Here is a 13,315-nt window from a genome sequence, read left to right on the forward strand (position 1 = left end):
GCGGAACCGTCCGAGTGCAATACGACGTCACTGCTCACGTCATCACTCGGGAAGGCCTCAAATGGTACGTTTTTTTCTGTTGAAATACCCGTGGCTTTTAGGCGGAGGGGGCGTCGAGAAGGCCGCAGCGGCTGGCGGCGATGACGGCGGAGATTTTGTTGCAGACGTTCAGTTTGATAATCACGTTTTGCACGTGGTAATTCACGGTTCGTTCGCTCAGGCAGAGGATCCTGGCGATTTCATAGGCTGTTTTGCCGAGCGCCGAGAGCTTCAGCACTTCCAGTTCCCGCGGTGAAAGGTGCGGTTGTTGGGGTTTTTGCGGGGCTGTGGGCAGGGTTCTGGCAAACAGATCACTCAGATGACTGGTCGCGTAAAACATGTAGCCAAAATGCTCGTACAACTCGAGCGGGCTCAGAGGACCATTTTTCCTGACAAGGCTGAGCGTGCTGCACAGCCCGCTGGCTTCATGGTGAAACGACTGGGACCAGCCGTGGCGCAATCCATGTTCCTGTTGTGCGTCCCACAACTGTGGAGTTGGCGCAAACAACTTTTCGGTCCAGACAATCGGCAGCATTGACTGGTTGCAGTGTATGACTACCGGGTCAACTTTGCTGTAGCTTTTCTGTTCATAGAGATTATTCCATTCTTTGGGATAGTTATTGATTTGCAAGGCTTTAAAGTCAGCGTTCCGATTGTTTGATGTCAAAGAGATAGCACAAAAGTTGAAGCCTATGTTTTGAGCGAATCTCAGCAGGATCGGATAAGCGGTCTCTATTTCTCTCGCGAAAGTCAGTTGCTTTAATTGCGACTCCTTCCACATTTCCATCACAAACTCTCCGTGAGTCGTTTTACGCGCTGGGCTGTTTGGATCCAATGAATCCATCACGCAACCGAGTGTAGGACATGTCCTACAGTTGGCGTTGAACTTTTTTGCTCTTTGCAGAGAAGTTTGATTGCAATAATGTTATTAGTCCGGAGTAGAGCGTTGTATTCAAGGTGTCATTCAATTTCAGATTGAGATATGAAAGTTTCTCCATTGGTTGTATCTGGGTTTGTTTCTCATTGGCTTCGCTAAATGAAAAGACATTACAAAAACAGTGGTGTTTACAGTGTCAGTTTGCGCGAAACTGTCTGGGTTCTTTACAGTGGAGTGGCCCATGACTGTCAGTGCAGAAAAGTTTACTGCCCAGACCTTGCTCGACGTGCAGCCCTTGACCCCCAGCCTGTTCACCTTGCGCACCACGCGCGATACGGGTTTCAGGTTCCGCGCAGGACAATTCGCCCGCTTGGGCGTGACCAAGGCGGATGGCAGCACGGTGTGGCGTGCCTACTCGATGGTTTCTTCACCCTTCGACGAGTTTCTCGAGTTCTTCTCTATTGTGGTGCCGGGTGGCGAATTCACCAGTGAACTGAGCCGGTTGCAGGTCGGCGATACCGTGCTGGTGGAGCGCCAGGCCTTTGGATACCTGACGCTGGATCGTTTTGTCGACGGCCGGGATCTGTGGTTGTTATCCACAGGGACCGGCGTGGCGCCGTTTCTGTCGATCCTGCAGGATTTCGAAGTGTGGGAGCGTTTCGAGCGAATTATTCTGGTGTACAGCGTGCGCGAGGCAAGGGAGCTGGCCTATCAATCATTGATCGCTGAGCTTTCCACACGTGATTACCTGGCAGAGCATGCCCATAAATTACGGTTCATCCCCACGGTTACCCGCGAACGCTGGCCTGGCGCCTTGCACGGTCGCATCACCACGTTGATCGAAAGCGGCGAACTGGAACGTGAGGCCGGCGTGGAACTGACCCCCGAGCACTCGCGCGTCATGCTTTGCGGCAATCCGCAGATGATTGATGACACCCGCGCGTTGTTGAAGAAACGCCACATGAGCCTGAGCCTGGCGCGGCGGCCCGGTCAGGTGGCGGTGGAAAATTACTGGTAAAAAAAAACGGCGCCATCAGGCGCCGTTTTCATTCATGAAGCCGTCAAGGCCGATTGTTCTGCGCCTTGAGCAGATCGCGGATCTCGCCGAGCAACTCTTCTTCTTTGGTTGGAACCGGCGGCAGGGAAGGGGCCACGGCTTCTTCGCGTTTCAGGCGGTTGATGGCTTTCACACCCATGAAGATCGCAAAGGCGACGATCACGAAGTCCAGAATGCTCTGAATGAATTTACCGTAAGCCAGTACCACGGCTGGGGCGTTGCCCTCGGCGGCTTTCAGCGTGATGGCCAGATCACTGAAGTCCACCCCACCGATCAACAGGCCGATTGGCGGCATGATCACGTCGCCGACAAACGACGAAACGATTTTGCCGAAGGCTGCACCGATGATGATACCGACGGCCATGTCGACCACATTGCCTTTGACCGCGAAGGCCTTGAACTCACTTAGCACGCCCATAGGTTATTTCCTTGTTACAGATGAGGTTGGTGTACGCAGTGTAAATCAGCAAAACGCGTCCTGCGCGAAACACCTTATTACAATGCCCGTTTTTATCGACACATGAATCAACGATTAGTTTGCAAAGTGCCACTAATCGCGCGCGAAATACGCCGTAAAACGCTGATCACAAAGCCATTTTTTTCAATCGTCGAGTTACGAACTTTCTATTTATGTTCACCGTCATAGCCCTCTAGCCTCTGGTTTGCGCACCTGGATGCGCCCAAAAAAACCAGAGGAACCTGATATGAACTCCACTCTTGGACTGGGGGCTTTTCCCCATCGCCGTACTTTCGGCGTGCTGGCCGCCAGCTTGCTGACTTTCTCCGTGCACGCTGCACCCCTGACCCGTGATAACGGTGCCGCGGTCGGCGACAACCAGAATTCGCAGACCGCCGGTGCCACCGGCCCGGTGTTGCTGCAGGATGTGCAACTGATCCAGAAGCTCCAGCGTTTTGACCGTGAGCGCATTCCCGAGCGCGTGGTGCATGCCCGCGGCACCGGGGCTCACGGGACCTTCACCGTGACCAACGACCTCAGCGATTTGAGCAAGGCCAAAGTATTCGCCGCTGGCCAGGTCACACCGGTGTTCGTGCGTTTCTCCGCCGTGGTGCATGGCAACCACTCTCCGGAAACCCTGCGTGATCCACGGGGTTTTGCCACCAAGTTCTACACCGCCGATGGCAACTGGGATCTGGTGGGCAACAACTTCCCGACCTTCTTCATCCGCGATGCGATCAAGTTCCCGGACATGGTTCACGCCTTCAAACCCGATCCACGCACCAACCTGGACGATGACTCGCGTCGTTTCGACTTCTTCTCCCACGTGCCGGAAGCCACTCGCACGCTGACCGAGCTGTATTCCAATTCGGGTACTCCAGCCAGTTATCGGGAGATGGACGGTAATGGCGTGCATGCCTACAAGTTGGTGAACGCCAAAGGCGAAGTGCACTATGTGAAGTTCCACTGGAAAAGTTTGCAGGGCATCAAAAACCTGACACCTGAACAAGTCGAGAAAGTTCAGGGCAAGGATTACAGTCATATGACTAATGATCTGGTCAGTCATATCAACAAGGGTGATTTCCCGAAATGGGACTTGTACATCCAAGTGCTGAATCCACAAGATTTGTCCAAGTTTGATTTCGATCCATTGGACGCTACCAAAATCTGGCCGAATGTTCCTGAGCGAAAAGTTGGACAAATGGTGTTGAACCGTAATCCGGCCAATGTATTCCAGGAAACCGAACAAGTTGCGATGGCCCCGGCCAATGTGGTGCCGGGTATCGAACCTTCGGAAGATCGTCTGTTGCAAGGCCGAGTGTTCTCTTATGCCGATACGCAAATGTATCGTCTGGGAGCCAATGCTCTGCAGTTGCCGATCAACGCGCCCAAAGTTGCCGTCAACAATGGCAATCAGGACGGTGCGATGAACTTCGGTGCTACGCAGTCTGGCGTGAACTATCAGCCAAGCCGCCTGCAACCGCGTGAAGAGCAGCAAAGTGCGCGTTACAGCCAGCTGGCGCTGTCCGGCAGCACCCAGCAGGCGAAGATTCAGCGCGAGCAGAACTTCAAGCAGGCCGGTGATCTGTACCGCTCGTTCAGCCAGCAGGAACGTCAGGACCTGATTGCCAGCTTCGGCGGCTCGTTGGCCACCACCGATGACGAGAGCAAGCACATCATCCTGTCCTTCCTTTATAAGGCCGATCCGGAATACGGCACTGGCGTGACGAAAGTGGCCAAGGGTGACCTGAGCCGGGTCAAGGCGCTGGCAGCGAAACTGGTCGACTGATCTCGACGCCATGCAACGCGGGGCCTGATGCAGGCCCCGTTCTGCTCAAGGAGAAGGCTGATGCGATTTTGTCTGTTATTGCTGCTCGGTTGCCTGTCATGTACAGCGCTGGCCGAACAGAACCCCGAGGCGATCAAGGCCCAGTTGCAGGATTACTATTTCGATGCGGCCCGGCGTGGTGATGTGCCGATGCTCGAGACCTTCATCGAGTCCGGTTATTCCCTCGATACCCGCGACAGCAAGGGCTACACCGCACTGATTCTGGCGGCGTATCACGGCCAGGGTGCGGCAGTTGAGCGATTGCTGGTGGCAGGTGCTGATGCCTGTGCGCAGGATCAACGCGGCAACACGGCGCTGATGGGCGCGATTTTCAAGGGCGAGATCCAGATCGCCCGCCGCCTGATGGCCACCGATTGCAGCCCCGATCAACGTAATGGCGCAGGCCAGACGGCGGCGATGTACGCCGGGTTGTTCAAGCGCATCGAACTGCTCGACGCGCTCAAGGCCAAGGGCGCCGACCTCAATGCCGAGGATCCGCTGGGCAATAGCGCCGCGCGTCTGGCCAACGGCGAAATCCGCACCGCCGTGCCGCGCTGAGCGGTGGCTGCGTTATCATCGCGGTTTTTGCCGGGGGATCCAGATGGCCAAGGCCAAGCGCATGTACGGCTGCACCGAATGCGGCGCAACCTTTCCCAAATGGGCGGGCCAGTGCGGCGAGTGCGGCGCCTGGAATACCCTGACCGAAACCATGATCGAGAGCGGCGGCGCCACGGCGCCCACCGGGCGTACCGGCTGGGCCGGGCAGCAGGCGCAGATCAAGACCCTGGCCGAAGTCAGCATCGAAGAGATTCCGCGTTTCTCTACCGCGTCCGGTGAGCTGGACCGGGTCCTGGGTGGCGGTCTGGTCGACGGCTCGGTGGTATTGATCGGCGGTGACCCGGGCATCGGCAAGTCGACGATCCTGTTGCAGACACTGTGCAACCTCGCCAAGAGCATGCCGGCGCTGTACGTCACCGGCGAAGAATCGCAGCAACAAGTGGCCATGCGTGCCCGCCGTCTCGGACTGCCGCAGGATCAACTGCGGGTGATGACCGAAACCTGCATCGAAACCATCATCGCCACCGCCCGCCAGGAAAAACCCAAGGTGATGGTGATCGACTCGATCCAGACCATTTTCACCGAACAGCTGCAATCAGCGCCGGGTGGTGTATCGCAAGTGCGTGAGAGTGCGGCGTTGCTGGTGCGGTATGCCAAGCAGAGCGGCACGGCGATTTTTCTCGTCGGTCACGTCACCAAGGAAGGCGCGCTCGCCGGCCCGCGAGTCCTGGAGCACATGGTCGATACCGTGCTGTATTTCGAAGGTGAATCGGACGGGCGTTTGCGCTTGCTGCGGGCGGTGAAAAACCGTTTCGGCGCGGTCAACGAACTCGGCGTCTTCGGCATGACCGACAAGGGCCTGAAAGAAGTCTCCAACCCGTCGGCGATTTTTCTCACCCGTGCCCAGGAGGAAGTCCCGGGCAGTGTGGTCATGGCCACGTGGGAAGGCACGCGGCCGATGCTGGTGGAAGTGCAGGCGCTGGTCGATGACAGTCATCTGGCCAACCCGCGCCGGGTCACCCTGGGTCTGGACCAGAATCGTCTGGCGATGTTGCTGGCGGTATTGCATCGGCACGGCGGCATCCCGACCCACGATCAGGACGTGTTCCTCAACGTGGTCGGCGGGGTGAAGGTGCTGGAAACCGCGTCCGACCTGGCGTTGATGGCGGCGGTGATGTCGAGCCTGCGCAACCGGCCGCTGCCGCATGATCTGCTGGTGTTTGGCGAAGTCGGTTTGTCCGGCGAGGTACGCCCGGTGCCGAGCGGTCAGGAGCGCTTGAAGGAAGCGGCCAAGCATGGCTTCAAACGCGCGATTGTGCCCAAAGGCAATGCGCCGAAAGAGGCGCCGGCGGGGCTGCAGATCATTGCCGTGACCCGCCTCGAACAGGCGCTCGACGCATTGTTTGAGTGAACGCTTAACCTGTGGGAGCGAGCCTGCTCGCGAAGGGGCCGTGTCAGTCGGCATCATTGCTCAATGACACACCGTCTTCGCGAGCAGGCTCGCTCCCACAGGGAATTTCCATTGATGGCTAGATTTCGATCAGAGCACCCAATTCGCGCTCCAGCTCGGCTTCGTCAGCCAGATTCAGTTCGATCAACCGCCGCAAGCGCTGGATCGATTCCAGGCTGATATGCCGGCAGACAAACCCCAGTTGGCCGTGATCCTCATGGGCCAGATGCACATCCATTTGAATATCCACGTCATCGCTCAGATGAATGTCGACGAAGAAATCCTGTTCCTTGTCCCCCAGCCAAGGCTCCGGCCGCTCGATCAGCAGCCCCTTGAGGGACAGATCGATCAGTTTCACCGGCCAGATGAATTGGCCCTGACTCAGCTCGGTTCTGGCATCGAACGCAATACGTTTGAAGCGACGGCGATTGGCTGGTTGTTCGCTCATGGCGCAATCCTCGGAAGCGTTCGCTGACTATAGACCCGACTCGCGGGTGGCTGCCAATCAACGAGCCGTCTAGACCAACGTCGGGGTATGGCCTTTGGCGCCGTAAGCGCTAAACTCGGGGTGGCTGTCTTTCTTGTCCACCCTGGCTGGAATAATAAAATGAAAAATAATAATAGCCTGCTACGCCACTTACCCTGGCTAGTGCTGGCAATCGTAGGAGCGTGCGCCCTGGGCGTAGTGGCATTGCGCCGAGGCGAGGCGATCAACGCCTTGTGGATCGTGGTCGCGGCAGTGGCCATTTATCTGGTTGCGTACCGTTACTACAGCCTGTTCATCGCTAACAATGTGATGCAACTCGATCCACGTCGGGCCACCCCCGCCGTGCTCAACAACGACGGTCTGGACTATGTGCCGACCAACAAACACATTCTTTTCGGTCACCACTTCGCCGCGATTGCCGGCGCAGGACCTCTGGTCGGCCCGGTATTGGCGGCGCAGATGGGCTACCTGCCCGGCACGTTGTGGCTGATTGCCGGGGTGGTGCTGGCGGGCGCGGTGCAGGACTTCATGGTCCTGTTCATGTCGACCCGGCGCAACGGCCGTTCCCTGGGCGACATGGTCCGTGAAGAAATGGGCCGCATCCCCGGCACCATCGCCCTGTTCGGCTGCTTCCTGATCATGATCATCATCCTTGCGGTGCTGGCGCTGATCGTGGTCAAGGCCCTGGCCGAGAGCCCGTGGGGCATCTTCACCGTGATGGCGACCATCCCGATCGCGATGTTCATGGGCATCTACATGCGCTACATCCGCCCGGGTCGCATCGGCGAAATCTCGGTCATCGGCGTGTTGCTGCTGCTCGGTTCGATCTGGCTCGGTGGGCAGATTGCCGCTGATCCGGTGTGGGCCAAGGCTTTCAGTTTCACCGGTGTGCAAATCACCTGGATGCTGATCGGTTATGGCTTCGTCGCCGCCGTGTTGCCGGTGTGGCTGATCCTCGCGCCACGCGACTACCTGTCGACGTTCCTCAAGATCGGCACCATCATCGCTCTGGCGATCGGTATTCTGGTGACCATGCCCGAGCTGAAAATGCCGGCGCTGACCCAGTTCGTCGACGGCACCGGGCCGGTGTGGAAGGGCGGTCTGTTCCCGTTCCTGTTCATCACCATCGCTTGCGGTGCAGTATCCGGTTTCCACGCACTGATCTCGTCGGGTACCACGCCGAAGCTGCTGGATAACGAAACCAACGCCCGTTACATCGGTTACGGCGGCATGCTGATGGAATCGTTTGTGGCGATCATGGCGATGGTTGCCGCTTCGGTGATCGAGCCGGGCGTGTACTTCGCCATGAACAGCCCGGCCGCGGTGGTCGGTGGTGACGTGGCATCGGTGGCACAGATGGTCAGCAGTTGGGGCTTCGCGATCACGCCTGAGGCGCTGCAAGCGGTTGCCCATGACATCGGTGAAACCACCATCCTCGCCCGTGCCGGCGGTGCGCCGACCCTGGCGGTCGGTATCGCGCAGATCCTGCACAGTGTCCTGCCGGGTGAAAACACCATGGCGTTCTGGTACCACTTCGCGATCCTGTTCGAAGCACTGTTCATCCTGACTGCTGTGGACGCCGGCACCCGTGCCGGGCGCTTCATGCTGCAGGACCTGCTCGGCTCCTTCGTTCCGGCGCTCAAGCGCACCGAATCGTGGACCGCCAACCTGATCGCCACCGCCGGTTGTGTGGCGATGTGGGGCTGGTTGCTGTATCAGGGCGTGATCGATCCGCTGGGCGGCATCAACACCCTGTGGCCGCTGTTCGGTATCTCCAACCAGATGCTGGCGGGTATCGCGCTGATGCTCGGCACTGTGGTCCTGATCAAGATGAAGCGCCAGCGCTACATCTGGGTCACCCTGCTGCCGGCCGCCTGGCTGCTGATCTGCACCACGACTGCGGGCTTCATCAAGCTGTTCGACGCCAACCCGGCGATCGGCTTCCTGTCGCTGGCCAAGAAGTACAGCGATGCCCTGGCCGCCGGCCAAGTCATTGCTCCGGCCAAGAGCATCGAGCAGATGCAGCACGTGATCTTCAACGCCTACACCAACGCAACGCTCACCGCGCTGTTCCTGTTCGTGGTCTTCAGCATCCTGTTCTACGCGCTCAAGGTCGGCATTGCCGCCTGGGGCAAAAAAGAGCGTACGGATAAAGAATCGCCATTCCAGGCCCTGCCGGACGCGTAACCAGAGGATTGCACCATGTTCAATGACCTGAGTCGCCTCGGTAAATACCTCGGTCAGGCCGCGCGCCTGATGGTCGGCATGCCCGACTACGACACCTACGTCGAGCATATGCAAACCAAACACCCGGACAAGCCGGTGATGAGCTACGAGATGTTCTTTCGCGAGCGTCAGGAAGCGCGTTACGGTGGCAAGGGTGGGCCGAAGTGCTGTTGAGCTGACAGCCTGCGGTTGATGCAATCCCCCTTGTGGGAGCGAGCCTGCTCGCGAATGCGGAGTGTCAGTTGATGAATGATTTGACTGACACACCGCTTTCGCGAGCAAGCTCGCTCCCACATTTGTTTTTGTGTTGTTCATTCATTTTGTGAAGGGGATCTGTTTTGTCTTCTCCCATACCCGTAACGGTACTCAGTGGTTTTCTCGGTGCCGGCAAGACCACCTTGCTGCGCCATCTGCTGAAAGCCGAGCACGGTCTGAAAATCGCCGTGATCGAGAACGAATTCAGCGACGCCGGCATCGACACCCAGTTGCTCGGCGACCAGCCGGTGCAAGTCATGACCCTGGCCAACGGCTGCGTCTGCTGCACCATTCACACTGATCTGACCAAGGCCCTGTACCTGCTGCTCGAACGTCTGGACAGCGGCGAAATCGCCTTCGACCGGCTGGTGATCGAATGCACCGGGCTGGCCGATCCAGCGCCTGTGGCGCAAACTTTTTTCATCGATGAAGAGCTGCGCGAGCGCTATCTGCTCGACGGCATCATCACGTTGGTCGACGCCGCCCACGCCGACCTGCACTTGACCCAGACCATCGCCCAGGCGCAGATCGGTTTCGCCGACCGCTTGCTGGTCAGCAAGACTGATCTGGTGGATGAGGCCACGTTGAATGCACTGAGCGAACGCCTGACGCGAATCAACCGCCGTGCACCAATCCGCGTGGTCGAGCACGGCAACATCGATCTGGCGGAACTGCTTGATGTGCGTGGTTTCAACCTCAACGCCGATCTGGGCGGCGGGGTCAGCCTGCGTCCGGTGAGCAAGGCGCCTTCCATCGATCGCATCTCCAGCCTGGTGCTGCGCACGGACCAGCCGCTGGATATCGATCGGCTCAGCGAATTCATGAATGAGTTGCTGGAAGAGCACGGCAAGCAATTGCTGCGTTACAAGGGAGTGCTGAACATCGCTGGCGAGGATCGGCGCCTGGTGTTCCAGGGCGTGCTGAAACTCTACGGTTTCGACTGGGACACCGAGTGGGCCGAGGGTGAGGCGCGGGAAAGTGTGATCGTGTTTATTGCCGATGATTTGCCGGAAGAGAAGATTCGGGCGGGGTTTGCCAAGGTGGCTTCTGCCTGATGGTTCTTCGGTGTCAGGGCTGACGCCATCGCGGGCAAGCCCGCTCCCACAGGTTTATAGGTGTACACACAATCTGTGAACGACGATAACCCTGTGGGAGCGGGCTTGCCCGCGATGGCGATTCAACCGACAACGCAATGCTTGACGGTTGGCTCCAGCAGCGTCTGCTCCAGATCATCCAGATGCCGATTCATCAGTAGACTGGCCTTAACCCCATCTCCACATTCAACCGCCTCGATAATCGCCAGGTGCTCCTGCCACGCGCAGCAACCTGGCGTTGATCCATCACACCGCGCAATCGCCAGCGACGTCAACGGCACCAGGCTACCGAGAAAATGCGCCAGCGGTGCATTCCCCGCCATCTGCGCCAACTGCAGATGAAACTCGCCGGACAAACGAATCGCCGCCGCATGCCGTTCCTGAACCACGGCCAGGCGTTCGCGTTCGACCAGCGTGCGCAAGCGTTTCAAACCCTCCGCCGACGCATTCTGACAAGCCAGACGCACCAGCGTCGCTTCGGTCAGGCGCCGAGCGTGCAGGGTTTGTCGGGTCTGCTCTGCATCCGGTGCGGCGACCCGTGGCCGATGATTGGCGCGCAGCACAATCACCTGCTCATGGGACAACTGCGTCAGTACTCGGCGTACATCGGCGCGGCTGACGCCAAACATCTGCTTGAGACTGTCTTCGGTGAAGCGGCTGGCCGGGTCGATTCGCCGGTCCAGAATGGCCTCGAACAGCCGCGGGTACAGAGCATCTGCCGGCGCTCGCAGGCGCGAGAAGGGCAGAGGTGCCGACATCTGACGAGTGTGCGGCGACGTGGCAAGACTGTTCATGGCCGGTCTCCAGTGTGAAGCATTCAGTGGCTGAGGTTGTCTTCCGGGATATTCAGTTCGATGCCCATCCGCTGGCCTTCGCGCAGGATGTGCCGACGCATTTCGGCGCTGGCCTGAGCACTGTTCTTGCTGCGGATCGCGCGCACCACCGCTTCGTTTTCTTCCAGGCGCTCGGCCAGATGCTCAGGCGAATTGCGCAGCACTTCGGCGCTTTGCTTGAGGGCATTGCTGGTCTGCTGCACCACGCTCTGGAAAATCGGGTTCGAGGTCAGGGTGAACAGCTCTTCGTGGAAGGCGATGTAGGCGCTGACGCCTGCTTCGCTGTCGCCCGCTTCAAGGGCTTCGCGCATGTCCATCAGGGTCAGGCGCAACTGGCCGACTTCCTTGCTGCTGATCGACTGCGCGACCAGGCCGACAATGAACGGCTCAAGGGTGTAGCGCAGTTGCAGCACGTCTTCGAGGCTGGCGCCGGCGACCGCGCTGTCGTGGCTCTGGCTGTCACTGAGCTGGGCGTCGAGCACTACCACGCCTTTGCCCGGCATTGAACGGACCAGGCCCAGGGTCTCCAGAACGATCACCGCTTCACGCAGGCTCGGACGGCTGATGCCCAGTTGTTCGGCCAGTTCGCGCTGGCCCGGCAGCATGTCGCCGGAGCGCCACTGACCACGAGCGAGGGCGGCGCGCAGTTTTTCTACGACTGAGTTGACGACGGTTGATGTGGTGATCACTTGTCTAGCTCCGTAAGCCTATAGGGGATGCCGCAAACAAGATCAAAAGATCGCAGCCTGCGGCAGCTCCTGCAGGGTTGAAAATCAGAACTCTTGCTGGTGCGCCGGAGTTCCGGTTTTACGCGGTTGAAAGTTGTAGCCCTGCTGACCGCTGAGTACTTTGTTGGCGCGTTGTACGTCGATGTCCTTTTCCCAGCGGGCGATGGCCACGGTGGCGACACAGTTGCCGATCAGGTTGGTCAGCGCCCGGCCGATGCCCATGAACCAGTCCACCGCCAGCACCAGCACCAGCCCGACCACCGGAATCGCCGGGATCGCTGTCAGTGTCGCCGCCAGAATCACCAGCGCCGAACCGGGAATGCCGTGGGCGCCCTTGGAGGTGATCAGCGACACCAGGAGAATCGTCAGCAGGTCGGTCATCGCCAATGGCGTGCCGGTGGCGTTGGCGATGAACACAATGGCCAGCGTCAGGTAGATCGAAAACCCGTCGAGGTTGAACGAGTAGCCGGTGGGTATCACCAGCCCGACCGTCGAGCTGCCGATGCCCAGATGTTCGAGTTTGCGCATGATCTGCGGCAGCACGGCATCGGAGGAGGCGGTGCCCATGACGATCAGCAGCTCTTCACGCAGATATTTGAGCAGTGGCCACAGGCGCAGGCCCGAGGCACGCATCACCACACCGAGGATCACGCTGACGAACGCGACGCAGGTCAGGTAGAACAAGCCGACCAGACTGCCCAGGTGCTGCAGCGAATCGAGGCCGTACTTGCTGGTGGTGAAGGCGATGGCGCCGAACACGCCGATGGGCGCCAGGCGTACGATCATGCCCATGATGCGGAAGATCACATGGCTCAGCTCGTTGATCAGCCGTGAGATCCCGGAGGCCGCTTCACCCACCAGATTCAGTGCGCTGCCGAACAGCACCGAAAACAGCAGCACCTGCAGGATGTTGTTGTCGGCAAAGGCGCCGAGCACCGAGGTCGGGATCAGGTCCATCAGGAACTGCGTGGTGGTGTGCATGTGCTGGCCGCGTTCGGCGATATCGCCCATGTCAGCGACGGACAACTGCTCCAGATGGATATTCGCGCCGCTGCCGATCCCGGTGCTGAACGCGAACACCAGACCGATCACCAACGCAATGGTGGTCAGTACTTCAAAATAGATCACCGATTTGAGGCCGATACGCCCGACCTTCTTCAGATCCCCTGCGCCGCTGATGCCACTGACCACCACGCAGAACACGATCAGGCCGATCAGCATCTTGATCAGTTTGATGAAGCCGTCGCCCAAGGGTTTGAGCTGAGCGGAATATTCGGGAAGGGTCAGTCCGCAGATGATGCCGAGCACCAGTCCGAGAACCACTTGGAGGAAGATTGAACGCGAGCACCATCTGAGCATGGGAGGAATCCTGGTCGGTGTCCTGGTTGCCGTGTGCGGAGCACATCAGATTCAGGACTTAATTATT

13 protein-coding genes are annotated in these 13,315 nt (G+C 58.9%); 7 read left to right on the forward strand and 6 right to left on the reverse strand.

From position 1 onward, the window contains the following. Positions 1-97: 97 nt before the first annotated feature. Positions 98-826: an autoinducer binding domain-containing protein gene (locus OC71_RS05140; RefSeq protein WP_041065211.1), complete on the reverse strand. Its 729-nt coding sequence runs from the start codon at positions 824-826 to the stop codon at positions 98-100. A 331-nt stretch (positions 827-1,157) separates the two neighbouring features. On the opposite strand from OC71_RS05140, the gene OC71_RS05145 reads away from it, so the two are divergent. Further along, positions 1,158-1,934: a ferredoxin--NADP reductase gene (locus OC71_RS05145; protein WP_041065214.1), complete on the forward strand. Its 777-nt coding sequence runs from the start codon at positions 1,158-1,160 to the stop codon at positions 1,932-1,934. A 43-nt stretch (positions 1,935-1,977) separates the two neighbouring features. Here the strand turns inward: OC71_RS05145 and mscL are convergent, their stop codons facing one another. Next, the gene (mscL, locus tag OC71_RS05150) at positions 1,978-2,391 is read right to left on the reverse strand and encodes a large-conductance mechanosensitive channel protein MscL (RefSeq protein ID WP_007963760.1); all 414 of its coding nucleotides are present in this window, start codon (positions 2,389-2,391) and stop codon (positions 1,978-1,980) included. Positions 2,392-2,677: 286 nt separating this feature from the next. Here mscL and katB point away from each other — a divergent pair, with 286 nt between their 5' ends. Genes katB through radA form a run of 3 tightly spaced genes read left to right on the forward strand, consistent with a single transcriptional unit; the run spans position 2,678 to position 6,227 of the window. After that, the gene (katB, locus tag OC71_RS05155) at positions 2,678-4,219 is read left to right on the forward strand and encodes a catalase KatB (protein WP_041065216.1); all 1,542 of its coding nucleotides are present in this window, start codon (positions 2,678-2,680) and stop codon (positions 4,217-4,219) included. A 60-nt stretch (positions 4,220-4,279) separates the two neighbouring features. Further along, positions 4,280-4,816, forward strand: coding sequence for an ankyrin repeat domain-containing protein (locus OC71_RS05160; RefSeq protein WP_041065218.1), 537 nt, complete (start codon positions 4,280-4,282; stop codon positions 4,814-4,816). A 43-nt stretch (positions 4,817-4,859) separates the two neighbouring features. Beyond that, positions 4,860-6,227 carry a DNA repair protein RadA gene (radA, locus tag OC71_RS05165; RefSeq protein WP_003228407.1) on the forward strand — a complete coding sequence of 456 codons (1,368 nt, stop codon included), beginning with the start codon at positions 4,860-4,862 and terminating at the stop codon, positions 6,225-6,227. A gap of 118 nt (positions 6,228-6,345) precedes the next feature. Here the strand turns inward: radA and OC71_RS05170 are convergent, their stop codons facing one another. Continuing rightward, positions 6,346-6,714: a PilZ domain-containing protein gene (locus OC71_RS05170; RefSeq protein WP_041065221.1), complete on the reverse strand. Its 369-nt coding sequence runs from the start codon at positions 6,712-6,714 to the stop codon at positions 6,346-6,348. Between the two features lie 159 nt (positions 6,715-6,873). Here OC71_RS05170 and OC71_RS05175 point away from each other — a divergent pair, with 159 nt between their 5' ends. The 3 genes from OC71_RS05175 (at position 6,874) to yjiA (ending at position 10,289) form a co-directional block, all read left to right on the forward strand. Beyond that, the gene (locus OC71_RS05175) at positions 6,874-8,940 is read left to right on the forward strand and encodes a carbon starvation CstA family protein (protein WP_007963766.1); all 2,067 of its coding nucleotides are present in this window, start codon (positions 6,874-6,876) and stop codon (positions 8,938-8,940) included. A 15-nt stretch (positions 8,941-8,955) separates the two neighbouring features. After that, entirely contained in the window at positions 8,956-9,153 is a 198-nt protein-coding gene (locus OC71_RS05180) for a YbdD/YjiX family protein (protein ID WP_003228401.1), read from the forward strand. A 164-nt stretch (positions 9,154-9,317) separates the two neighbouring features. Further along, positions 9,318-10,289: a GTPase gene (gene yjiA / locus OC71_RS05185; RefSeq protein ID WP_041065227.1), complete on the forward strand. Its 972-nt coding sequence runs from the start codon at positions 9,318-9,320 to the stop codon at positions 10,287-10,289. 122 nt (positions 10,290-10,411) lie between these two features. Here yjiA and OC71_RS05190 read toward each other — a convergent pair whose 3' ends face one another. From OC71_RS05190 to OC71_RS05200, 3 genes are all read right to left on the reverse strand, one after another. Further along, complete coding sequence (locus OC71_RS05190; protein ID WP_041065230.1) at positions 10,412-11,122, reverse strand: GntR family transcriptional regulator; 711 nt, start codon at positions 11,120-11,122, stop codon at positions 10,412-10,414. A gap of 23 nt (positions 11,123-11,145) precedes the next feature. Next, positions 11,146-11,850 carry a FadR/GntR family transcriptional regulator gene (locus OC71_RS05195; RefSeq protein WP_025108765.1) on the reverse strand — a complete coding sequence of 235 codons (705 nt, stop codon included), beginning with the start codon at positions 11,848-11,850 and terminating at the stop codon, positions 11,146-11,148. A gap of 84 nt (positions 11,851-11,934) precedes the next feature. Then, the gene (locus tag OC71_RS05200; protein WP_041065233.1) at positions 11,935-13,248 is read right to left on the reverse strand and encodes a C4-dicarboxylate transporter DctA; all 1,314 of its coding nucleotides are present in this window, start codon (positions 13,246-13,248) and stop codon (positions 11,935-11,937) included. Positions 13,249-13,315 lie beyond the last annotated feature (67 nt).

It is taken from the genome of Pseudomonas sp. W15Feb9B (assembly GCF_000828175.1).
Classification (GTDB): domain Bacteria; phylum Pseudomonadota; class Gammaproteobacteria; order Pseudomonadales; family Pseudomonadaceae; genus Aquipseudomonas; species Aquipseudomonas parakoreensis.

Bases quoted from the DNA above. Each gene is read 5' to 3' on its own strand.
- OC71_RS05160 (WP_041065218.1), top strand. From the start codon at position 4,280: ATGCGATTTTGTCTGTTATTGCTGCTCGGTTGCCTGTCATGTACAGCG.
- OC71_RS05140 (WP_041065211.1), bottom strand. From the start codon at position 826: ATGGAAATGTGGAAGGAGTCGCAATTAAAGCAACTGACTTTCGCGAGA.
- OC71_RS05180 (WP_003228401.1), top strand. From the start codon at position 8,956: ATGTTCAATGACCTGAGTCGCCTCGGTAAATACCTCGGTCAGGCCGCG.
- OC71_RS05170 (WP_041065221.1), bottom strand. From the start codon at position 6,714: ATGAGCGAACAACCAGCCAATCGCCGTCGCTTCAAACGTATTGCGTTC.
- OC71_RS05200 (WP_041065233.1), bottom strand. From the start codon at position 13,248: ATGCTCAGATGGTGCTCGCGTTCAATCTTCCTCCAAGTGGTTCTCGGA.
- OC71_RS05190 (WP_041065230.1), bottom strand. From the start codon at position 11,122: ATGAACAGTCTTGCCACGTCGCCGCACACTCGTCAGATGTCGGCACCT.
- OC71_RS05175 (WP_007963766.1), top strand. From the start codon at position 6,874: ATGAAAAATAATAATAGCCTGCTACGCCACTTACCCTGGCTAGTGCTG.
- katB (WP_041065216.1), top strand. From the start codon at position 2,678: ATGAACTCCACTCTTGGACTGGGGGCTTTTCCCCATCGCCGTACTTTC.
- OC71_RS05145 (WP_041065214.1), top strand. From the start codon at position 1,158: ATGACTGTCAGTGCAGAAAAGTTTACTGCCCAGACCTTGCTCGACGTG.
- mscL (WP_007963760.1), bottom strand. From the start codon at position 2,391: ATGGGCGTGCTAAGTGAGTTCAAGGCCTTCGCGGTCAAAGGCAATGTG.
- radA (WP_003228407.1), top strand. From the start codon at position 4,860: ATGGCCAAGGCCAAGCGCATGTACGGCTGCACCGAATGCGGCGCAACC.